The 21721-nt window shown below is 65.7% G+C and carries 21 protein-coding genes; 11 read left to right on the forward strand and 10 right to left on the reverse strand.

Annotation, left to right across the window (positions count from 1 at the left end; translation table 11 throughout):
- The first annotated feature begins 26 nt into the window (after positions 1–26).
- Together AC27VE_RS20180 and sodC are read left to right on the forward strand one after the other, a co-directional pair.
- Positions 27–1355, forward strand: a complete 1329-nt coding sequence (locus AC27VE_RS20180; RefSeq protein ID WP_052017861.1) for a DUF445 domain-containing protein — start codon at positions 27–29, stop codon at positions 1353–1355.
- A 148-nt stretch (positions 1356–1503) separates the two neighbouring features.
- Complete coding sequence (gene sodC, locus AC27VE_RS20185) at positions 1504–2028, forward strand: superoxide dismutase family protein (RefSeq protein WP_006224322.1); 525 nt, start codon at positions 1504–1506, stop codon at positions 2026–2028.
- Between the two features lie 38 nt (positions 2029–2066).
- Here the strand turns inward: sodC and AC27VE_RS20190 are convergent, their stop codons facing one another.
- The 3 genes from AC27VE_RS20190 to gcvA all read right to left on the reverse strand — a co-directional run bounded on the left by AC27VE_RS20190 (position 2067) and on the right by gcvA (position 5333).
- Positions 2067–2690, reverse strand: coding sequence for a glutathione S-transferase family protein (locus AC27VE_RS20190; RefSeq protein WP_488704798.1), 624 nt, complete (start codon positions 2688–2690; stop codon positions 2067–2069).
- 132 nt (positions 2691–2822) lie between these two features.
- Positions 2823–4043: an MFS transporter gene (locus tag AC27VE_RS20195; protein ID WP_488704799.1), complete on the reverse strand. Its 1221-nt coding sequence runs from the start codon at positions 4041–4043 to the stop codon at positions 2823–2825.
- 342 nt (positions 4044–4385) lie between these two features.
- A complete protein-coding gene (gene gcvA, locus AC27VE_RS20200; protein WP_488704800.1) occupies positions 4386–5333 on the reverse strand; it encodes a transcriptional regulator GcvA in 948 nt (315 codons plus the stop codon).
- 196 nt (positions 5334–5529) lie between these two features.
- Between gcvA and AC27VE_RS20205 the strand changes: the two genes are divergently transcribed.
- The 5 genes from AC27VE_RS20205 (at position 5530) to AC27VE_RS20225 (ending at position 10042) form a co-directional block, all read left to right on the forward strand.
- Complete coding sequence (locus AC27VE_RS20205; protein ID WP_488704801.1) at positions 5530–6303, forward strand: SDR family NAD(P)-dependent oxidoreductase; 774 nt, start codon at positions 5530–5532, stop codon at positions 6301–6303.
- A 249-nt stretch (positions 6304–6552) separates the two neighbouring features.
- Positions 6553–6897 carry a carboxymuconolactone decarboxylase family protein gene (locus AC27VE_RS20210; protein WP_488704802.1) on the forward strand — a complete coding sequence of 115 codons (345 nt, stop codon included), beginning with the start codon at positions 6553–6555 and terminating at the stop codon, positions 6895–6897.
- A 74-nt stretch (positions 6898–6971) separates the two neighbouring features.
- Positions 6972–7640, forward strand: a complete 669-nt coding sequence (locus AC27VE_RS20215) for a cupin domain-containing protein (RefSeq protein WP_488704803.1) — start codon at positions 6972–6974, stop codon at positions 7638–7640.
- Positions 7637–8791 (forward strand): flavin monoamine oxidase family protein, encoded by a 1155-nt coding sequence (locus tag AC27VE_RS20220; RefSeq protein ID WP_488704804.1) that lies wholly within the window; start codon positions 7637–7639, stop codon positions 8789–8791. Before AC27VE_RS20215 ends, AC27VE_RS20220 begins: the two co-directional genes overlap by 4 nt.
- Before the next feature lie 207 nt (positions 8792–8998).
- Positions 8999–10042, forward strand: a complete 1044-nt coding sequence (locus tag AC27VE_RS20225; RefSeq protein ID WP_488704805.1) for an alcohol dehydrogenase — start codon at positions 8999–9001, stop codon at positions 10040–10042.
- A 75-nt stretch (positions 10043–10117) separates the two neighbouring features.
- On the opposite strand, the gene map is transcribed toward AC27VE_RS20225, so the two are convergent.
- The 6 genes from map to AC27VE_RS20255 all read right to left on the reverse strand — a co-directional run bounded on the left by map (position 10118) and on the right by AC27VE_RS20255 (position 16993).
- Positions 10118–10909, reverse strand: a complete 792-nt coding sequence (gene map / locus AC27VE_RS20230) for a type I methionyl aminopeptidase (protein ID WP_006224325.1) — start codon at positions 10907–10909, stop codon at positions 10118–10120.
- Complete coding sequence (locus tag AC27VE_RS20235) at positions 10910–11155, reverse strand: ParD-like family protein (protein ID WP_035212946.1); 246 nt, start codon at positions 11153–11155, stop codon at positions 10910–10912.
- Positions 11156–11256: 101 nt separating this feature from the next.
- Complete coding sequence (locus tag AC27VE_RS20240; protein ID WP_488704806.1) at positions 11257–11940, reverse strand: DUF2894 domain-containing protein; 684 nt, start codon at positions 11938–11940, stop codon at positions 11257–11259.
- The gene (locus AC27VE_RS20245; protein ID WP_088587167.1) at positions 11930–12580 is read right to left on the reverse strand and encodes an OmpA family protein; all 651 of its coding nucleotides are present in this window, start codon (positions 12578–12580) and stop codon (positions 11930–11932) included. Before AC27VE_RS20245 ends, AC27VE_RS20240 begins: the two co-directional genes overlap by 11 nt.
- Positions 12577–16179, reverse strand: coding sequence for a DUF802 domain-containing protein (locus AC27VE_RS20250; RefSeq protein WP_488704807.1), 3603 nt, complete (start codon positions 16177–16179; stop codon positions 12577–12579). The genes AC27VE_RS20245 and AC27VE_RS20250 overlap by 4 nt, the downstream gene beginning before the upstream one ends.
- Before the next feature lie 10 nt (positions 16180–16189).
- Positions 16190–16993 carry a DUF3348 domain-containing protein gene (locus AC27VE_RS20255; protein WP_454677127.1) on the reverse strand — a complete coding sequence of 268 codons (804 nt, stop codon included), beginning with the start codon at positions 16991–16993 and terminating at the stop codon, positions 16190–16192.
- A gap of 207 nt (positions 16994–17200) precedes the next feature.
- Between AC27VE_RS20255 and AC27VE_RS20260 the strand changes: the two genes are divergently transcribed.
- From AC27VE_RS20260 to AC27VE_RS20270, 3 genes are read left to right on the forward strand one after another with little or no spacing between them, the layout of a single operon-like run.
- Positions 17201–18430 (forward strand): helix-turn-helix domain-containing protein, encoded by a 1230-nt coding sequence (locus AC27VE_RS20260; RefSeq protein ID WP_488704808.1) that lies wholly within the window; start codon positions 17201–17203, stop codon positions 18428–18430.
- A gap of 31 nt (positions 18431–18461) precedes the next feature.
- Positions 18462–19094, forward strand: coding sequence for a Vgb family protein (locus AC27VE_RS20265; protein WP_488704809.1), 633 nt, complete (start codon positions 18462–18464; stop codon positions 19092–19094).
- Positions 19095–19139: 45 nt separating this feature from the next.
- The gene (locus tag AC27VE_RS20270; RefSeq protein WP_131224890.1) at positions 19140–19511 is read left to right on the forward strand and encodes a hypothetical protein; all 372 of its coding nucleotides are present in this window, start codon (positions 19140–19142) and stop codon (positions 19509–19511) included.
- Between the two features lie 15 nt (positions 19512–19526).
- Here AC27VE_RS20270 and AC27VE_RS20275 read toward each other — a convergent pair whose 3' ends face one another.
- Positions 19527–21329 (reverse strand): M24 family metallopeptidase, encoded by a 1803-nt coding sequence (locus AC27VE_RS20275; protein WP_488704810.1) that lies wholly within the window; start codon positions 21327–21329, stop codon positions 19527–19529.
- A gap of 118 nt (positions 21330–21447) precedes the next feature.
- Here AC27VE_RS20275 and AC27VE_RS20280 point away from each other — a divergent pair.
- A partial coding sequence (locus tag AC27VE_RS20280) for a GntR family transcriptional regulator (RefSeq protein WP_488704811.1) occupies positions 21448–21721 on the forward strand: 274 nt, incomplete at its 3' end.

A 21721-nucleotide genomic window follows, 5' to 3' on the forward strand; every position in this document is an offset into this window, starting at 1 on the left:
TGACGCATCGCCTTGCCGGAAACTCCATGCCCGATCCGTCCCGACCCTCGACGCCATCCGCCCCGCACTCCGCCTTGGCGTCCGACACGCGCCGCACGCAGTTGCGGCGCATGAAGATCGCTGCGCTGGCCTTGCTGGTGGCCATGGTCAGCGGCTTCATCACCAGCCACGTCATGGGCGGGCAGGGCGTATGGGCTTGGGTGCGGGCGTTTTGCGAAGCGGCGACGGTGGGGGCGTTGGCCGACTGGTTCGCGGTGGTGGCGCTGTTTCGCCGTCCAATGGGCCTGCCGATTCCGCATACGGCCATCATTCCCAGCAACAAGGACCGCATTGGGGACAACCTGGCTGTGTTCGTCCGCGATCATTTCCTGGACCCGGACACGTTGATGGAGAAGCTGCGGGTCTTCGACCCGGCCGCCCGTCTGTCCCGCTGGCTGATCCGGCCGCGCCAGGCGCATGCCTTGAGCGACGGCGCGCGCCGCGTGGCCTTGCAGACGCTCGACATGCTGGACGACCAGGCGGTGCGCGGGGTGATCCAGGAATTCGTGGTGAAGAACCTGCGCCGCTGGGATGCGGCGGGCACCGTGGGCGAGGTCCTGGGTCTCCTGACCCGTGACGGGCGCCATCAGGAGCTGCTGGACGCGGCCATGGAGCGGCTGGGCGGCTACCTGGGCGAAGACGACGTGAAGGAACGCGCATCGACCCTGCTGGTGAAATTCGCCCGCAAGGAATGGCCGCGCATCATCGCGGCCGTCGATGTGATCAAGTCGGTGGACGGCATTGCCGACAACCTGGCCGACCGGCTGGCATTGGCGTTGGTGCAGGAAGTGCGCGATGTGCTGTCCGAACCCGACCACCCCGTCAGGCGCGACTACGAAGCCTGGGTGCTGAACTACATCGAACGCCTGAAGACCGACCCCGCCTTGTCGGCGCAGGTCGAAGACCTGAAGCAGCGGGCCATCGACCACCCCAAGGTGCAGGAGTATGTGCAGGGCCTGTGGGACGACATCCACGCGGCGCTGCGGCGCGACCTGTCGGACGAGGATTCGGCACTGGCCCGCCATCTGGAAAGCGCCTTGCTGGCGCTGGGCCGCAAGCTGGGCGAAGACCCGAGCTTGCGTGACGCCATCAACAACCACGTGCTGGGCAGCGCGCGGCGCCTGACCGGCCGCCTGCGCATCGGCGTGACGGAACATATTTCTCGCACCGTGAAGAACTGGGACGAACGCCATCTGGTCGACGAACTGGAGCTCAGCGTGGGGCGCGACCTGCAGTACATCCGCTTCAATGGCACGCTGGTGGGCGGGCTCATCGGCGTGGCGCTGCACGCGCTGGTGCTGTTGGTCAATCGTTAACAAGCCTGATCGCTTGTATCAGGAACGAAGATTGCTGGCCCACCAGGCGGCGCCGGTGCTATTGTCAGTGGCGCCCAGGGCCAGGTTGGCGCCGTTTGCGCCGGGCCGGGCATCCGCACTTCGCGTGCATGATTCCAGGAGGCACTTCATGAAGAAAATCTCGATGCTTGTCGCGGCGCTGGCAATGGCGGGCGCCTCGAGCGCCGCACTGGCCGAAAACGTCTCGATGTCATTCCTGACCGCCGACGGCATAGGCAAAAGCGCCGGCACGATTTCGCTGAAGGACACCAAGGGCGGCTTGCAGATCACGCCGAACCTGAAGGGCTTGCCGCCGGGCGAACACGGTTTCCACGTGCATGAAAAGGGTTCTTGCATGCCGGGCATGGTGAACGGCCAGACGGCGCCGGGCGGCGCCGCAGGCGGCCACCTGGATCCCAAGGGCACCAAGGCCCACAAGGGCCCGATGGCCACCGACGGCCATCAGGGCGACTTGCCCTTCATCGTGGTGGCAGCCGACGGCACGGCCAAGAAGGCTGTGGTGGCGCCGCACCTGAAGCTGGCGGACGTGAAGACGCACGCGGTCATGGTGCACGTGGGCGGCGACAACTACAGCGACACGCCCGCGCCGCTGGGCGGCGGAGGCGGCCGCCTGGTTTGCGGCGTGGTGAAGTAAGCGCAAGGAAGGGTGCGCCGGGTTGCCGTGACGGCCGGTCAGGCCGTGCCGTTACGGCCGTGCAGCCGGTAACCCTCGCGCTCGGCCAGCCGGTCGTAATAGGCGGCAATCGCCGGCAGGGCTGGCTTGTCGAAGGGCGTGGCAAACCACCGGTTCACCGACAGCCCCACGGGAATGTCCGCCAGCGAAAAAGCGTTACCGGCCACATAGGCGCCGGTCAGCGCCAGGCGCTGTTCCAGGATGCCCATGAAATGCGCCCAAGCCTGGCACGACGCCTGGATGCTGGCGGCATCCAGGTGTTCAGGCGAACGCCGCGCCAACGCCATGAAGGCATAGCTCCAGGACCGGTTCAGGTCGGTGGCCTGCCAATCCATCCATTGATCCACCCGCGCACGCAGCCGGGGCTCGGCCGGGTACAACTGCTGGCCGCCGTATTGCCCGGCCAGGTAGCGGATGATGGTGTTGGACTCCCACAGCACAAAATCGCCGTCTTCGATAACGGGCACCATGGCATTGGGATTCAGCGCCAGGAAGCGCGGGTCCGAGGTCGCCTGGAAGCCCGCGCCCCAATCTTCGCGGGTGAAGGGCAGGTTCAGTTCGGCGCAGGTCCACAGCACCTTGCGTACGTTGATGGACGAAGCTTTACCCAGTATTTTCAGCATCTTGCGAACGGCCCCGTGCATTGTCGTGGAGGAATCCGGGCAGTCTAGCGGCTGCCTGGTCCCGTCGCCAGATACAGATCGGGGCGACGGCGGGCGTAACAGCGCAGCGGCGTGGCAGGCGGCGGCCTGCCTTCAGGCGCCCGCCGCTTCAGGCTGGCTGCGCAGCCGTCGGACGGGTGAGGCGAACAGCACCAGGAATTGCACGAGGAATCCTGCGGTCGAGACCCACAAGCACGCATCCAGGCCCACGCGGGCGGCCAACGTCGCGCCGATCAGCGCGCCGACGGGCCGGGCACCGAACGTTGCAGTCAGGATCACGGCGGACACGCGGCCCAGCAGGGCGTTGGGCGTCACGGCCTGGCGCAGCGTGGTGGTGGTGATGGTCCACAGGATGGGGCCGGCGCCGAACAGGAAAAAGCCCACCGCCGCCCAGATGCCGGAGGGCAAGACCAGCGTCGACAGCAGGATGGCGCTTGCCGCCAGCGCCGACAGCGGACCTGAGGCGATCATCGCGCCGAAAGACAGGCGGCGCGCCAGCCACGGCGCGGCCAGGGCGCCGGCGAGCATGCCGCCGCCATACACGCCCAATGTGATGCCCACGCCGGCGGCCGTCAGGCCCAGGCGTTCGATGGCGTACACGACGTATACGGCCTGCAACACGAACCAGGCAGTGTTGAAGAACACAGCGGTCGTCAGCACCGGCCGCAGCAGCGGGTGCGTGCCGACAAAGGCCGCGCCTTCGCGCAGTTCGGCCAGCAAGCGCCGGCGGGTCACGGGCTTGGGCGCATCGGCAGGCAGGCCCGCCAGCAGGGCCGCGGCCAGCAGCGACAGCGTGGTGGCGATCACATAGGCGACCGGCGCACCCATCCAGCCCACCAGTGCACCGCCTGCCGCGGGGCCCGCGGAGAACGCACTGCTGCGCGCCAGTTCCAGCCAGCGGTTGGCGCTGGCCAAATCGCTGGCGGGGACAAGCCGGGGTACCAGCGCCGGGGCGGCCACGTTGTAGGCCACCGTGCCGACGGCGCCCAGGAAACCCAGCGCCGCCAGCCAGCCCAGGCCCAGTCCGCCCATCCACAGCAACGTCAGCAGGCCCAACAGGCTGGCCGCGCGGACGCACTCGGCGGCGGTCATCAAGGCGCGGCGCGACATCCGGTCCGCCAGCACGCCGGCGGGCAAGGACAGCAGCAGGAAGGGCAGGGTTTGCGCGGTTTGCAGATAACCCGTCTGCGCGGCGGTGGCGCCCAGCGCCAGCACGGCGACCAGCGGCGCCGCCGCCAAGGCCATCTGTTCAGAAAACTGGGCGGCCAGGTTCGAGGCGGCCAGACGGCGGAAGGCGGAGGGCAGGGCAGGCATGAGCGACGCCCGTCAGGGCGCTGGAAACGGCAAGGGCACGATCATGATCGTGCCCTTGGTCGGCCGCACTCCGGTCCTTGCGGCCGGATTTCATTTAACTTGAGGTTTGGTTCACTGAAGTTGGCGTGGGAAAACTGGGGAGACTGATGCGGCGCGCGGATTGTGACGGAATGCCGCCATTTCATGCCAAAGTCGCTACGCCGGCGTCGCGGAAAGGCCCCGTTTGGCGCCGAAAAATGAACTGCAGAACATGCAGATAGGGAGTGAATACCCCGGCGCAAGTCCCCTCCGGCGGCTTGCCCAGGATGTCAGTCGGGACACATGTTTCCCAGTCTTCATGATCTAGTTGGGACTGGCGATTTCAGCCTTGCCATTTCCTATCTGAACGGCTTCTGTCAATAACCAATCCCGAAAGGTCGTCAGCTTGGGCATGCTGGCACACTCGGGGCGATAAACGATGTAATAGGCCAGCGCGGATGCGAAGCTGATGTCGGGAAACAGCCTGACCAGGCGTCCGCTGGCCAAGTCATCGCGCGCCATGACGCTGCGTGCAATTGCAACACCGTGCCCGTCGATTGCGGCCTGCAGGACCGCTGCAGAATTGTTGATCTGCATGCCTCGCAGCGCGCTAGTGCCCCTCACGCCCGCTTTCTGCAACCAAGCCTCCCAGCTTGGAAACCCAGTGTGACGGTCCATCGACAGGTCGTGGATCAACGTTTCCTGGGCCAGATCATCAGGCTTTTGCAAGCGCCGATGCTCGCGCAGTAATTGGGGAGAGCAAACGGGATAAACCTCCTCATCCATCAGCTTCTCGGATATCAGCCCCGGCCATTGACCAGTTCCATACCGCACGCCGATATCGACCCGCTGAGCGACGAAATCGACCGGCTTTAGATTGGTATCCAAACGCACGTCTGTCTCAGGGCAAACCGCCTGAAGGCGGTCGATGCGGGGCAATAGCCATTTGGCTGCGAAGGCCGGGCTGACGGCCACGGTTAGCACCCCGCTGATCGAACCCTCCTGAAGTGTCTCCATTCCCAGAGTGAGCCGATCGAAACCGGCACGGATGTCCGGCAACGCCCGCTCGGCGGCCTCCGTGGGGATGAGCCCCGCGCGGCCACGGTTCCCGCGGATGAAGAGAGGTGTCCCCAGCCAATCCTCTAACGTGCGCACCAGTTGACCTACTGCTGCAGGCGTTACGTTGAGTTCGGCTGCAGCCGCAGAAAAGCTCTGGTGACGGGCACTGGCCTCGAAGGCACGGAGGGCATTTAGATGGACGGGAGATTTCATTTCAGTAAAGTTTTTCTTTCTGCTTCTGACACTTTAAATGGTTTGTCTCTCGAAGGGAATCGGAGAAAGATGGCGTCTGTGGAGATCGGAGCGCGGCGAAGGGCATTCATGTACACCAACGCCGGCGTCTTCGGATTCAATAGTTTTTCTTCCTTTTATATCCCGTCGGCAGGCGGGCGACAGAGAGAGTTCCCAGATGAGCAACCAATTTAAAGGCAAGAAGCTGCTGGTAGTCGGTGGCACCAGCGGCATGGGCATGCAGATCGCGCGCACGGTGCTGGCTGGCGGTGGCAGCGCGGTCATCGTGGGCAACCGCCCAGAGAAGACTGAAGAAGCACGCAAGGACCTGGGCGAGCTGGGTCAGGTGTGGGCACTGACGGCAGACCTGACCAACGACGAAGCCGTAGCTTCACTGATCAAGGTCCTGGACGAGCAGCACGCGGACATCGACCTGCTGGTCAACGCCGCCGGCGTGTTCTTCCCCAAGCCGTTCCTGGAACATTCGGACGCTGACTACGACCAGTACATGCAGTTGAACAAGGCGACCTTCTTCATCACGCAGAGGGTTGCCGCCAACCTTGTCGCCAAGAAAAGACCGGGCGCCTTCGTGAACATCGGCTCAATGTGGGCCAAGCAGGCCATCGCGGCCACGCCGTCCTCGGCATACTCGATGGCCAAGGCGGGGCTGCACTCGCTGACGCAGCACCTGGCAATGGAGCTAGCCGGTAAGAACATTCGCGTAAATGCTGTTTCGCCCGCTGTGGTGCAGACCCCAATCTACGAAGGCTTTATTCCTAAGGCCGAAGTCCAAACCGCGCTGCAGGGCTTCAACAGTTTCCACCCCATCGGCCGCGTGGGCACCCCGCAAGATGTGGCGGAAGTGGTCGCCTTCCTTCTGTCGGACAAGGCGGGCTGGGTCACTGGCGCAGTTTGGGATGTTGACGGCGGAGTAATGGCAGGCCGCAACTGATGTGTCTCGTGCAGGTGCCGGCAGTGTGCCTGCTGTGCCTTTTTCTCATCCGTCCGCATATACAGCGTGACCTAAGGAGCAGGTGCACGACACCCTGGTGCGGCCGGTGATGCGCATCACTACCCCTGGCGACTGACCGCCTTACCTGGAAACTCTCGCCGTCGGCGAACCGATCGCGGGAGCCCTCTAACTAAATGTCAGCCGGGCGCGGACCCACACCCGGCTTCAATCGGATACTGGAATACGACCATGATGCAAGACTGGAATGCCTACCGCGACTCCCTGCTGGAGCGCGTGGGCGACTACGCCAAACAAAGCCCGGACGTGATGCGCGGACTGATGATCATCGACAACGCGGCCGTCAAGACAGGTCATCTGGAGCCGAAGATTCACGAACTGATCGCGCTGGCGGTGGCCATTACCACCCGCTGCGACGGGTGCATCTCTGTGCACACCCAGAAGGCGGTCGAGCACGGCGCCACCTTCGAAGAAATCACCGAGGCGCTAGGTGTTGCCATCGCTTTGAACGCGGGCGCTGCGCTGACGTACTCGGCGCGTGTCGTCGAGGCCTACCAGCAACTACCCGCCAAGTAAGCCGTATCGACAAGAACCGGCCACCGATCGACAGGATGGCCGCTGCCCGTTTCTCTCGTTTGGATAACCTGCACATGCTTATCAATGCCGATTTCACGCGCCGCGCCATGGTCGCGTCCGACCAGTATCAATGGGTCGCATCGCCCCAAGGAGGTGTGGAGCGCGTGATGCTGGATCGCGTGGGCTCGGAGAAAGCTCGGGCCACCAGCATCGTGCGGTATGCCCCCGGCTCCCATTTTCCTCAACACCCGCATCCGGGAGGAGAGGAAATCTTGGTGCTGTCGGGAACCTTGTCAGAAGGTGACCAGCACTATCGAGAAGGCTGGTATCTGCGCAACCCCCCCGGATCCTCCCACCAACCCTCAAGTGCAGAGGGCGCGGTCATTTTCGTCAAACTCCGGCAGATGCGGGCTGACGAACAGCAGCATGTCCGCATTGATACGCTCGATCCCGGCGCCTGGCGTCGGGAAGGCTATCGCGGGGTCTGCGATCTGTTTTCCGGTAAAAGCGAGCGGGTCTGTCTGCAGCGTCTGGCACTGGGCGAGGGCATTCTCGAACATCCTCTGGGTGGCGCGGAAATTCTGGTCCTCGCGGGTGAGGTGTTGCTGGATGGTAGAAGCTACGAGCGAGGCAGTTGGTTGCGGCTTCCCGCTGGGGAGCCTGCTACTCCTCGCGCTGGCGATCAAGGAGCTACTGTGTACCTCAAGATAGGTCACCTATCCGACGTGGCGGTAGCGGCATGAACCGGCGCGCCGCACGTGTCGTTATTGTCGGAGCCGGTTTGAGCGGCCTATATGCGGCTTACTTGCTGGAGCGCCAGGGCATGACGGATTACTTGGTGCTCGAAGCGCGGGAGATCATCGGCGGGCGTATCGCCTCCGCTGATGCCTCGGGCCATGCCGTCGCCCACGGCGTGGCGGTCGCGAATACTGCGAACCGCTTCGATCTGGGGCCTACTTGGTTTTGGCCCAGCTATCAGCGTGAGCTGGGGCGCCTGATCGAAAGTCTGGGATTGGAACGCTTAGAGCAGTTCGAGACGGGCGACATGATTGTCGAGCGCTCGCCGCAGGAAGCCCCTGCGCGCATGCGCGGCTACCCGGATTCACCTGCATCCATGCGCCTGATCGGGGGCATGGGTAGCTTGATTGAAGCCCTGTTCGACACACTGGCCCCGGAAAGACTCGTCAGCGGCCAAACGGTGCGCCAACTGCGCAGACACGAACGCCATATTGAGATCGATAGCGTCGATGCCAACAGCCATGCCGTGACGTGGCAAACCGAGCACGTCCTGCTTGCACTGCCGCCTCGCCTTGTCGAGAACACCATCGTGTTCGAACCTGCCTTGCCTGATTTGCTCGCCCGGCAGTGGCGCGACACTGCCACGTGGATGGCTCCGCACGCCAAGTACATCGCCATCTATGACACTCCATTTTGGCGGGAGCAGGGATTGTCAGGCGAAGGCCGTAGCGTGCGCGGCCCGATGGGCGAGATCCACGACGCCTCCGTGCCAGGTGGCAGTGCGGCGCTGTTTGGTTTCCTGGGTGTGCCGGCGCGCGCGCGTGGCACTGTCGCAGGCGAGGTACTGCGCGCGCATTGCCGCGCGCAATTTGTCCGGATGTTCGGGCCCCAGGCGGCGACGCCCAAGGCCGAGATTATCAAGGACTGGGCGCAAGACCCGCGCACAGCCACGCAAGCCGATAGCGATGCGAATGGCCAACTCGCCCAAGCTCCAGAGGCGACGGCGGCATCCGGACCTTGGCACGGGTGCCTAACCGGCATCGCCAGCGAGTGGTCGCCGCAGTTTCCCGGCTATCTCGCCGGAGCGGTCGAAGCTGCCAGCCTGGGCATGCGGGCGCTGGTTTCGCTCTCCAATGCTCACACACTCAATCCCTGAGGCGTTGGCATGAGATTGGGAGCCTTGAGTCATTAGACCAAGAGTGGCCATATCGCCGGTGATATATGGTCGGCGCAGGGGGCGAGGAATTCTCGGGAATCAATCTGACGTAGCCCGGCAGTTTCTCGATGAGGGATTTGGCCAGTTCGAGTCTGCTTTGAGCTGATGCATTTCACATGATTCATCATTCTTCTAGGAGCGAGGGCTATGCAAACGACATACCGTGCCATGCAGATCATCCGTCCAGGTCGTCTTGAACTGGTGGAACGTCCCACGCCCTCTCCGGGCGTGGGACAGGTCCTGATCGAGGTCGAAGCCTGCGGCATCTGTGGCGCCGATGTGGGAGACATCGAAGGGGTCGATCCGGCGCTAGTGCCTCCTCGCGTCCCCGGTCACGAAGTCGTGGGCCGGATCGCCGCGTTGGGTGAACATGTGCCTTCGATCTGGAAAATCGGCCAGCGTGTTGGTGTGGGCCGCCTGGGAGGGGCATGCGGGGAATGCGCGCAGTGCCGCCAGGGACATTTCCAATTGTGCCTGAACCAGCCATTTGTCGGCGCCACCTGCGACGGTGGTTATGCCGAGATGATGGTGGCACGGGCTTCGGGATTGGTGTCGATCCCCGACGAACTCCGTGCCGAGGAAGCCGCACCGATTCTTTGCGCCGGGATTGCCACGTTCAATGCGCTGAGAAAGTCCGGGGCGCAAGCAGGCGATACCGTTGCCATTCTGGGGATAGGTGGGCTGGGGCACATGGCTCTGCAGTACGCCCGTCGAATGGGTTTTCGAGTGGTGGCCGTCGGGCGAGGCAGGGACATCGCGGATGAGGCACTGAACCTGGGCGCACACCTCTACATCGATACCAGCGAGGAAGAAGCAGCTCCGAAACTCAAAGCCATGGGTGGAGCGCAGGCCATCGTGTCCACGATTGGGGCCCCCGCCGTAGTGTCGGCGCTGATGGCGGGTCTTGCGCCAAAGGGCTGTCTCGTGCTGCTAGGCACGGGCAAGGATCCGTTGTCGGTGTCTGCAGGCCACCTAGTTGTTGGTGAGCGCAGCCTGCTGGGTTCGATCACAGGCTCGCCTTACGATAACGAAAAGACGCTGGACTTCAGCGTGCTAGCAGGCGTGCGTCCGAAGATCGAAGTGATGCCATTCGAGCGGGCCAATGAAGCCTATCAGCGCATGAAGTCTGGCAGCGTCAAGTTCAGAATGGTGCTGACTATTGGGTGCCAGCGCCCCGCTGCGTTTGTATGAAGAAGACGATCCCGGCACCAAGTCGCATCTGTCGCTAAGCGGTAGCGCTTCCGATTTTCCGCCAGAATGCGTGAATCAGGGGATAGGCGGATAGTCGCCGTAGCCGTCCGGCCAGGGGGTCAGCACTTCGTACCCGGTTTCGGTCACGACAACCATGTGCTCCCACTGCGCCGACAGCGAGCGGTCCTTGGTCACTACCGTCCAGCCGTCGGGCAATTGCTTGGACGCCGGTTTGCCGGCGTTGATCATGGGTTCGATCGTGAACATCATGCCGGGTTGCAGCACCATGCCTTCGCCAGGACGTCCGTAGTGCAGCACTTGCGGATCGTCGTGGTAGATCTGGCCGATGCCGTGGCCGCAGTATTCGCGCACGATGCTGAAATGCTCGCGGTGCGCGACGGTCTGGATGGCATGGCCGATGTCGCCTAGCGTCGCGCCGGGCTTGACTGCCATGATCCCGGCGCGGGTGGCTTCGTAGGTGGTGTTTACCAGGCGGCGCGCCAGCGGGCTGGGCTGGCCCACGTAGTACATGCGGCTGGTGTCGCCGAACCAGCCGTCCTTGATGACGGCCACGTCAATGTTCAGGATGTCGCCGTTCTTCAGCACCTTGGCCGACGGGATGCCGTGGCAAATCACATGGTTGACGGATGCGCAGATCGTCTTCGGAAAGCCGTGATAACCGACGTTGGCCGGAATAGCCTTGAGCACGTTCACGATGTATTCGTTGCAGATGCGGTCCAGCTCATCGGTGGTGACGCCGGGGCGCACGTGTTCGCCGATCATGTGCAGCACTTCCGCCGCCATGGCGCCGGCCTTGCGGGCCATTTCAATGTCGGCGGCGGATTTGATGGAAACCTTCTTCGCCATTTATGCGGCCTCCTGCTGGGCGGCATCCGGTAAGCGCCGGGAAAGGGACGCGATGGTAAAGCCCTCGCTTTGTTCGATGCGGATCAGCAACTGGCAGATATCCGCGTGGCGCAGGTCGGGATAGAGTTCGGACAGCATGCCGATGCGCATCCAGTGTTCGGCCTGGGAGTTGATCGAGCGGCTGAGGGCGCCGCTGGCGACGCGCAGATTCTCATGCATCTGCTCAGAGATTTTGACGAGACCCATGGTGGGAATGATCCGTATATGGTTTGTATATGGATCGTATCTTACTGCGTGGGAGTGAGCTGTGCAAATCGCCGGCACCGGCAGGCGGTCCGCCGCTGCGTTCAGCGCGTCTTGGCGCGCGGCGTCTTCTTGGCGGCGCCAGACTTGGCCGCACCCGTTTTGGCCGCGCCCGCGCGTGCGGTTTCCTTCGGCGCCGGCGCCGTGGCCACGTGGACCTGCTCCATCCACATCAGCGCGTCCGTATACGACAGGAACTGCTGCAGATAGCCGGGCGACAGCTCGCGCATCAAGGTCAGCGCGCGGTGCACCAGCTGGTTGGAATTGAGCGGGCCGGCGTTCTTGTGGACCTGCTCCTGCGATTGGCGCACTTGCCGGTCGGCGCTGACCTGCGACCAGACGCCGCGAAAGTAGTCCAGCATCTGCACGTCGGGATAAGTGGCCCGCAGACCCAGCGTGTCGCGCGTCCAGCCGCTGACGCCGCCGGGGGGATCCGGGTCGGCCAGATAATCGATCAGGCCGGCCAGGGCGCTGGCGGTGGGGGCGGCATCCGGGGCGCGGGTGTCAGCGGCAGCGGCTGCCACCTGGCTCTCGTAAGCCTGGAGCAGGGCGGCCAGCTTCGCGTCCAGCAGTTGGCGCGCGGGGCCGTCCAGCAGGGCCGTGCGCCGCGCCATCGCCTCCAGGAAACGGAAGCGCACCGGGTCGATGCGGTCTGCCCTGCAATCACGCCAGGCATCCAGCGCCGCTTGCGCGTCAGGCGGGGCCAAGTGCGTGCCGTCACTGCTCACGCGGCTTTCCCGGGTCGTTGGACGGCTTGGGGATCGGCGTGATTTCCACGCGGCGGTTCTTCGCGCGCCCCGCTTCATCGGCGTTGGAGGCCACCGGCTGCTCGGACCCGAAGGCGGCGGCGAACACGGTGGACGAGGGCACGCCTTCGTCGATCAGCGCGCGCGTGACAGTCAGGGCGCGCTGCGCCGACAGATCCCAGTTGTCCGCAAAGCGGCGGTTGCCTTCGCGCACCTGCTGGTCGTCGGTATAGCCGCTGACCATCAGGATTTCGTCGTGCGTCTTCAGATAGGATGCCAGGGGCTCGATCAGGGTCTTCAGGATCTCGCGGCCTTCAGGCTGCAACTGGTCGGAGTTCAACGCGAACAGCACGCTGCCGCTGATGCCGATGCGGCCATTGATCAGCGTGACGCGGCCGGCCGCCAGCGGACCCGCCAGCGCCTGTTCCAGCGTCTCGCGCCGCTGCGTTTCTTCCTGCCGCTGCTTGACCTCTTCTTCCAGCTGCGTCGAGAGTTGCAGCTGCACGCCGATCACGCTGACCAGGATCAGCACGAAGGCGCCCAGCAGCACCGACATCAGGTCGCCGAAGACGGCCCAGGCCGGTGCGGTCGCCTCTACGCCGCCGTCGATGTCCTCGCTCATGCGGCTTCGGCTCCGGCGGTGGCGCGCTGGATGGCCAACTGCTGCAGGTTTTCGATGATCTGCTTTTGCGACATCAGGCTCAGGTCGACCACTTCACGGGCTTGCGCCACGTAGTAGGACAGTTGCTCGTCACCGCGCGCGATGGACTTGTCCAGCGCCGCTTCGATGCGTTGCAGATGGGCCACCAGCTTGTCGTTGGACTCGCCGAACAGTTGCACCGCGGTGCCGAACGATTCGCCCAGGCTGGCCACTTCCACGGCGCTGGTGGTGACTTGCGCCGCCACGTCGGTGAGCTTGCCGGTTTCGGCTTCGACGCGGTCGGTGAACTGCGTGCCGACGCGTTCCAGCAACTCGGCCGACGAGGCGACCAGCGCGTCCACGGCCGTGCGTTGTTCGGCGGCCGTGTGGTTCACGGCGTTCAGCAGCGTGTCCAGCGTTTCCAGCAGGCGGTTGCGCTCTTGCAGCATGTCGTTGTCGCGCACCATGCTGTCGGACAGCTTCTGGCGCAGTTCGCCGATGACCTCGGCGGCGGCCTTGGGCGCTTCCGACGCGGCTTGCACCAGGCGGCCGATCTCGGCGATGGTGTCGCTGGCGTGCGCCTGCGTCTGCGCGGTGATGTCGTGCGCGGTCTGGGCCAGCGTGTCGCAGATCTGCTGCTGCTGGCTGGCGGTTGCGGCGCCGGCCTGTTCCCATTCGTGGCGCAGCGCGTCGGCCATCGCGGCCAGTTTGTCAGTCCATGTGGCCAGGCGCGCTTCGTCCTTGGACGCCACCGCGGCTTGCAGGTCGGCGTGCGATTGATCCAGCGTGCGCAGGAACGAGGTCGAGTGCTGCTCGAAGGTCGCCGCAGCGGTTTCCAGCGCCTGGCGATTGGCGGCGGCCAGTTGTTCGCCCACGTTTTCCTGGCGCGCCTGCGCGTCGGTCCAGGCCTGGGTAACGTGGCTTGCCGCCGTTTCCAGGCGGGTGGATACGTTTTCCAGCAGGCTGGCCTGCGCCTCGGTCTGCGCGGTGATGTCGCGCGTGGCCAGAGTCAGCGTGTGGGTGATGGCTTGCTGGCGGTCGGCGGCTTGCACGCCGGCCAGTTCCCATTCTTGGCCCAGCGCATCGGCCATGGCGGCCAACTTGCCGGTCCAGGCGGACAGGCGTTCTTCGTCCTTCGCGGCCAGGGCGGCTTGCAGGTCCGCATGCGACTGGTCCAACGTGCGCAGGAGCGCCGCCGAGTGTTGCTCGAACGCGGCCGCTGCCGTGGCCAGCGCCTGCTGGTTGTCCGCGGCCAGTTTTTCGCCGACCTGCTCCTGGCGCGTCTGTGCGTCGGTCCAGGCTTGGGTGACTTCGCGCGCGGCCGTCTCAAGGCGGGTCGACACCGTCTCCAGCAAGCGGGCTTGCGCCTCGCTGCGGGTGGCGACGTCTTCGGCCGTCAAGGCCAGCGTGTCGCTGATTTCCTGCTGGCGGGTGACCGTGTGGTCGCCGGCCGCCTTCCATTCCTGGCCCAGCGCCGCGGCCATCGTGGCAAGTGTGCCGGTCCAGGCGGCCAGGCGTTCGTGATCCTTCGCGGCCAGCGCGGCGTGCAGGTCCGTGTGCGATTGCGCCAGGGTGTGCAAGAGCGACGCCGAGTGCTGCTCGAAGGCGGCTGCCGCGGTGGTCAGGGCCTGCTGGTTGTCCGCAGCCAGCTTTTCGCTGACCTGCTCCTGGCGGGACAGCGCCGTGTTCCATTGGTCGGACACGCGAGCGGCGGCTATTTCCAGACGGGTCGACACGCTTTCAAGCAGTTGGGCCTGGGCCTCGGTCTGGGACGTGACGTCGCGTGCCGTGCGGGCAAGCGAATCCGTCCAGGCGGTCAGGCGCGCTTCGTCGCGGGCAGCCAATGCGGCTTGGAGGTCGGTATGCGACTGGTCCAGCGTGCGCAAGAGCGATGCCGCGTGCTGCTCGAAGGCGGCGGCGGCGGCGGTCAAGGCTTGCTGGTTGTCCGTGGCCAGCTTTTCGCCGACCTGTTCCTGGCGGGACAGCGCGGCGTCCCAGCGGTCGGACACGCTGTTGGCGGCCGCTTCCATGCGCGCCGACACGCCTTCCAGCAGGCTGGCTTGCGTGGCCGCCTGGGCATTGATGTCGCGCACGGTCTGGGCCAGCGTATCGCTGATGGCCTGCTGGCGGTCGGCGGCTTGCGCGCCGGACTGTTGCCATTCCTGGCGCAGGGTGGCGCCCATGGCGCCCAGCGTCTCGGTCCAGGCGGCCAGGCGTTGCTGGTCGCGCGAAGCCAGCTCGGATTGCAGCAGGGAGTGCGATTGGTTCAAGGTGCGCAGCAACGAGGCGGAGTGCTGCTCGAAGCTGGCGGCCGCCGCGGTCAGGGCTTGCAGGTTGTCGCCGGCCAGCTTTTCGCTGACGCGCTCTTGCCGCGACAACGCGGAAGTCCAGGCGTCGGACAGGTTGCCCGACGACGCTTCCAGGCGCGTGGAGACGCCGTCCAGCAGCGCGGACGAGCGTTGTTCAAAGGTCTCGGCAAAACGGTCCAGCGACGCGCGTAGGTCCTGCGCAAGTGCTTCGCTTGCACGCTGCTGGCCGGCCAGGGCCTGGTTCCAGATATCGGCCACATTGGCGGTGGACGCCTGGAAACCCGAGGTCAGGCTGGCCAACTGCTGCTGCACGGCCTGCGTCACCGTGTCTTGCAGACTGGCGGTCTCGCGCGACAGGCTGGCCATCGTGGCTTGCACCACGGGTTGCAGCGCCACGCCGGCGGAACGTGCGCTTTCAGCCACGCCTTCCTTCATGGACTGTTCCATCACGGAGGCCAGGCGGGCGTAGGCCGCCTCGGCCTTGCCCTGGAACACGTCCTGGCTGGCAAGCTGCCGCTCGTTCATGGATTGGGTCTGCTTTTCCATGCTTTGCATCATGGTCTGCAGGCGGTCGACCAGCGTAGGCATCGCCTCGGCTTGGCGTTGCATCACCTCAGCCTGCCGTTGCAGCAGCTTGAAGGACTCTTCGCGCTGATAGCTTTGCGAGTACACCCGCAGGGTGGTGGCGATCTTGGTATCCAGCAGTTGCGCGGCTTGCACGCGTTCGCGGCGGCATAGCGCGGCCAACAAACCCAGCATGGCGGACGTAGCCACGCCGGCGATCGAGGTGCCGAATGCGAATCCCAGGCCCTTGACGGGAGCTGCCAGCGACGCGCGGATGGCGCCCAGGTCGGTGGCGCTTTCCAGTGCCATGCCGGTGCCGCGCAGCGTCACGACCATGCCCAGGAAGGTGCCGAGCATGCCCAGCAGCACCAGCAGGCCGACAAGATAGGGCGTCAGCGCCGGGCCGGGCAGGCCGACCCGTTCGCCTTCCACTCGCAGCCGCGCCGCATTGCGCAGGCTGGGATGCAATGGGTCCAGCCAGGAGGCCAGGCTGGCCGGCGCTTCCTTCAGGTTGGCGACCGCACGCGTCAGGCTGGAGGTGGCTTGCTGGTAGCGCAGCAGTTCCACCGCGCCGGCTAGATAGCAGACGCCGATCAGCAGCGTGACGGCCAGCGCCAGCGGATTGGTGCCGGCATAGCCCGCGCCGATCCAGCCCACGACGGCCAGACCGGCCAGGAAAACGACGAAATTGATCAGATACTTGGACATAGTGTCCCGGTTAGCTGGCGCGAAGGGCGGCAAGCAGCCCTTCGACCGGTTGTAAACGAACATCCAATTCGGCGAGCAGGACGCTCCGCATATCCTTGCGGAACACGTCCAGCCATGCGCCGGGTGTTATCGACACGGGCGCCGGTTCAGGCGCCGTGGCGCCTTCTACTTCGGCGCCCGCGCCGTCTTCAGTTTGCGTATCGGCGCTGGCCTCGGCCAATGCTGCCGCTTCGGCCAGGCGCAGGCGGTCGAAATGTCCGCCAAGCAGCTTGGGGATCACGCCGAGCAGGGCGCGTTCCTTCGGCAGCAGCGCCCGGTCCATGATGGCGTCCACCACTGCCAGACGCGTCATTTCGCCGTTCTTGGCCGCGACCATTCCGCGCAGACGACTGCGCAGATTGCCCACGCTGGTCTCCATCGTGTGCTGCAACGACTGATACCGTTGCCGGAAATTCGAGTAATCCGCTTCGGCTTCCGCGACGGCCGCCGGCTTCTTCGCCGGCGCTTGCCCCGGAATAGGCCGTTTGGCGGCGGTCGCCGCCGTGTCGCTGGCGATGGCATCCGCCAACGTGGTCCGGACGCGCATGCACTCGCGTTCCTCGGCGCTGCTGAACGTCCGCGCGCCGGGGGCAATCACCGGCGGGCTGGTGTTCAAGGCCGCGGATAGCGCGATCGCGTCCGTCCAGCCAAGCCACTGGCTCAGATGGTCGGAAAGCGATTGCCTGGATTCCGGAACGTCGACATCCGTCAGGCGAGTCAGCAAGCGAATGAGCGTCGGGCCGCTTAAACCTGTGCGCTGTGGGGCTTGCAACATACCACCAGAGTCAAAAAGGGGGGAGTTTACACGCTGGCGAGGCGGGAAAGGGGGCGCTGGAGGGGGCTTTCGGTATAAAACGGGGACGCATTGCTTTCAGGGTGCAACAGTGTGACGGCGCAGGCGGGTTGCTGGCATGCCTGCCCACGGGTGGTAGATTAGTTTCCAGGCCCGGGCCAGCAGGAGCGATAGCGTGGCGGCACCTCCATGGATATTCTGATTTCAAGCGCGTCGCGCGCGTTGGCGGCGGGCGATCCGCTGGGCGCGCTGAACCACGTCGCACTGCGCGAGGATGCGCCGGCGCTGGCGTTGCGCGGGATCGCGATGGCGCAACTGGGCGACTTCGTGCGGTCCAAAGCGCTACTGCGCCGCGCGGCCAAGGCATTCGGCGCGACGGACTCCGTTGCCCGTGCCCGTTGCGTGGTGGCCGAGGCCGAGGTCGCGCTGGCCTCGCGGGATCTGGCGTGGCCGGAAAGATCGCTGGCCGCCGCCCGGGCCGCGCTGGCCGCGCACGGGGACGTAGTCAATGCCGCCCATGCGGCGCATCTGCAGGCGCGCAGGCAATTGCTGACCGGCCGGCTGGAAGAGGCGGGGCACACGCTGGCCGCCGTGGACGCTGCGGGGCTGCCCGCCGCGTCGCGCGCGATCCATGAACTGATTCGGGGCGGCATCGCGTTGCGCCAGGTGCAGGCGTCGGCGGCCAGCGCGGCGCTGGCCCGCGCTGCACAAGCCGCCGGTCAGGCGGGTATCCCGGCCTTGCTGGCGGAAGTGGACCAGGCGCTCTCCGCGTTGAGCGCGCCGGCCGGCTGCCGGGTCGGGCAGGGCGAATCGCGGGACATGACGTTGGGCGAGGTGGAAGTACTGCTGGCGTCCAAGGCACTCGTCGTCGACGCCTGCCGCAATGTATTGCGGCGCGAGGGCCGGGCGGTGCCGCTGGCCAGCCGCCCCGTCTTGTTCACGCTGGCGCGGCTGCTGGCCGAGGCCTGGCCGCAGGACGTATCCCGTGAACTGCTGATCGCCCAGGCCTTTCGGACCGGCTTCCAGGACGACTCCCATCGTGTGCGCTTGCGCGTGGAGATCGGGCGCTTGCGCGCGGCGATGCGTCCGTTGGCCGGCGTCAGCGCGACGAAGCACGGCTTTGTGCTGAAGCCGGAGGGGGCGCCGGAGGTGGTGGTGCTTGCCCGACCCCTGGAGGCGGCCGACCGGGATCAAGCCGCGGTGCTGGCCTGCCTGGCCGATGGCCAGGCGTGGTCCAGTTCCGCGTTGGCGCTGGCGCTGGGCGCCAGCCAGCGCACCATGCAGCGGGCGCTGGATGCGCTGGCGGCGGCCGGGCAGGCGCAGCCGTTGGGGCACGGGCGCGCGCGCCGGTGGATGACGCCGCCGGTGCCGGGTTTCACGACAAGCTTGTTACTCCCGGCATTGCTGCCCGGTGAGTAGCATGACTTCTCCACCCAAACAGGATGCGATCATGAAACGAACCCAAGCCCAAATCCTCCGTGAATACGGCCCGTTCCCCGGCGTCGACAACGTGCATGGCGTCACGTTCGATGGCCAACAGGTCTGGTTCGCGACAGGTGAGCAACTCGTCGCGCTGGATCCTGGTAGCGGCGAAACCCCGCGCGCGCTGAACGTCGCGGCCAGCGCCGGCACGGCCTTTGACGGCAAGTATTTCTATCAGATCGCCGACGGGCGCATCCAAAAGGTGGATCCGAAGAACGGCCGCGTGCTGTCGACGATTCCAGCGCCCGGCGGCGGCGGAGATTCCGGCATGGCGTGGGCCGAAGGCTCGCTATGGGTCGGCCAGTATCAGCAACGCAAGATCCATCAGGTGGACCCCGAGACCGGCCGCGTGTTGCGCACCATCGATTCCGACCGCTATGTCACCGGCGTCACGTGGGTGGACGGCCAGCTTTGGCACGGCACCTGGGAGAACGACGCCAGCGAGCTGCGGCGCCTGGATCCCGCAACCGGCGACGTGCTGGAAAGCGTCGAGATGCCCGACGGTGTCGGGGTGTCGGGCCTGGAGTCGGATGGCGCGGATCGCTTCTACTGCGGCGGGGGCAATAGCGGCAAGGTCAGGGCGGTGCGGCGCCCCGGGTAGAATCAGTCGTGGGGCTTGGCCCCTGGACTTCACTCTGGGAAACGCATGAAGCTTGCTTCGCTAGGTATTTTGGGAATGGCCGTGGTCGGCTTCGCGGCGCACGCCGAGCCGCTCGTCGTCCCGACTCCGGAGCAGGCGCATGCCGCCGTGGTTACATTGCTGGGCGACGATCTGCCCGGCATGAAGCAGTCGCAGCTGGCCATCGGCACCTGCCTGCCCGCGCCCAACCCGTCGCACAAAGGGCGGGTCTCTTGCACCACCATGCTGCTGATGCCGGCGGGCACCTCGGAGGCGCCGATGGACTTCTATCAGGATGGCGGCAAGTGGGTGGCCTCGCCGCCCACCAACCTGGAATTGCCGTTTCCCGATCCCAAGCTGGCGAACCAGCATTGGGTGCCGGGGACAGGCAAGCCGTAAGCGGCCGAAGCCGCTTCATGCTCGTGCTGCCCCCGGCTCCGGCGCCGGGTCGGCCGAACGCGTATGGCCACCCGCGCCCACCTTGCCCAGGCGTTCAGGCGGTGAGGGGGGCAGCGTAAGGGGGCGAAGCAGCACGTCCTCGTAGAACGCACCGATGGGTGAGGCCAGGTCGCGGACCTGGATCTCCAGCACCCAGATGCCGTCGCCGGGAATGAAGTCGGCGTTCGCCAGCCGGTGCTTGCCGTACAGCGCATGCGGAAAATCCGATACCCGGTGCCCCGCGATATCGTGCACCAGCGCGCAGCCGTATTCGTGGGCATAGACATCGGCCAGGTCATACAGGGCTTGCCCGGTCAGGCCGTCCAGCCACGCCAGGCGCGCGCGTTGGAAGACGTCGCGGGCCGCTTGGGCGCAGCGCTGCTGGTCTGCGTCGGCGCCAGTCACGAAGGTGTCGCCGTAGTCGCCTTCGTAACCGTCCCAGACCGGGCCGATATCGACGACGAAGATATCGTTTTCGCCCAGCGTGCGGCTCCGGTCGGTGGGTTGCACTGCGGGGGATTGCGAATCGGGGCCGAAGCGGATGTAGGTGGGATGCCAATTGTGGGACGCGCCCATGCGCTGCAAATGCTGGTCGGCCAGCGCGATGGCCTCGCCGGTGGTGATGCCGGGCGTCATCAGCGCGGCGATCTCGCGCACGGCGTCCATCGACCGCCGGCGCGCATCCAGGATGCCGTCCAGCGTGAAGCGTTCGCTGACGCGCTCCCAGGGATGCGGCGGCTGGCCGGCGGAGGCCCTGACCGGCCCCGTGCTGTCGGAAGGCAGAAACGCTTCAGACTGGAAGCGTCCTTCCGGCAAGCCCATTTCGCGCAAGCGTGCCTGCGCCGCGCGAACCATGGCGCCATTGCCGCAGGCGTAGACCATGGTGCGCGACCAATCGTGGCCCGCTTCGGCCGCCACGTCCTGCACATAGCGCGTGTGGGTCCCGTCGGCGGAAACGTCGCCCGACACGACTGGATTCCACCGGAAGACGCCGCCCTTGCCTTGCAATGCGTTCAGCAGGCCGCTGGCGTAGCAATCCTCCGGCGTCCGGCCGCCCCAGTAGAGCGTCACGCGTTGCATGCTGCGGCTGTCGAGGGCCGCCATCAGGATGGGGAACACGCCGGCAAAGCCCGTGCCCGTGGCCAGCAGCACCAGATGGTCGATGCCGTCGGGGCGGGTGGCCGGCCACACGCAAGCGCCGTGCGGCCCGTCCAGCGTCACCGTGTCGCCCGGCGTCAGCGCGGGCAACAGCTGGTTGGTGAATGTGCCGGCGGGCGTGCGGCGAATGTGGAACGCCAGCCGTTGCGGGCCGGCGGCCGTGGGGAGGCTCGCAATCGAAAAGCAGCGATGGCTGCCATCGTCCAACAGCCAGCGTACATGTTGGCCGGGCTGGTAGTCGAAGGATGCGTCGCCTGGGACTTCGATGATCAGTTCGGTCACATCCGTCGTCAACGGACGGCGCGAGACCACGCTTGCGCGCACGGGCTGCGGCGCCTTGGCTGGCGCGGTCCAGTGTGGAAAGCGCAGCGTCAGGTCGCTGGCCGCGCGGCACTGGCACATCAGCAATTCATCGTCGGCAGGCACATAGGAACGCTCGGTCGGCGGCACGATGCGCTCGTAGCGCCCCGCCAGCACCTGCGCCCGGCACGAGCCGCACTCTCCGCGCTGACAGGAAAACGGGACGGGCGTGCCATCGGCCAGCGCGGCATCCAGGATGGAAACCTGGCCGTCCGTCGCGAACGCGCCGGCGGGCAGGGTGATGGTGTAGGACGAGGTCATGGCAGGTTCCGGGTGACTGATGGCAGAGGGCATCCAGACCACAATTTATCGATAGAATGGCTTATCAAATAGAGCCATATTGATAATAATGAACAAGCCACTTTCAAGCCGGAAGAAATTGGAATCCAGCCTGGACTTGCCCCTGGAGTCGCCCCGTGAGGGGGAATCCAAGCAAACCTGGGTCTATCGGCAGATCCAGGAGCGGATTCTGAAGGGGGCGCTGGCTTCCGGCGTACGCCTGCCGTCCACGCGCAGCCTGTCGCAACGCTGGCACGTGTCGCGCTCGACGGTCGAGGCCGCCTACGACCAATTGCGGGGCGAAGGGTATACGGCGGGCGCGGTCGGGTCGGGCACCTACGTGTCGGCCGTCATCCCGGACAATTTCTTTCATC

The sequence above is a fragment of the Achromobacter sp. 18P8.1.1 genome, from assembly GCF_057799415.1.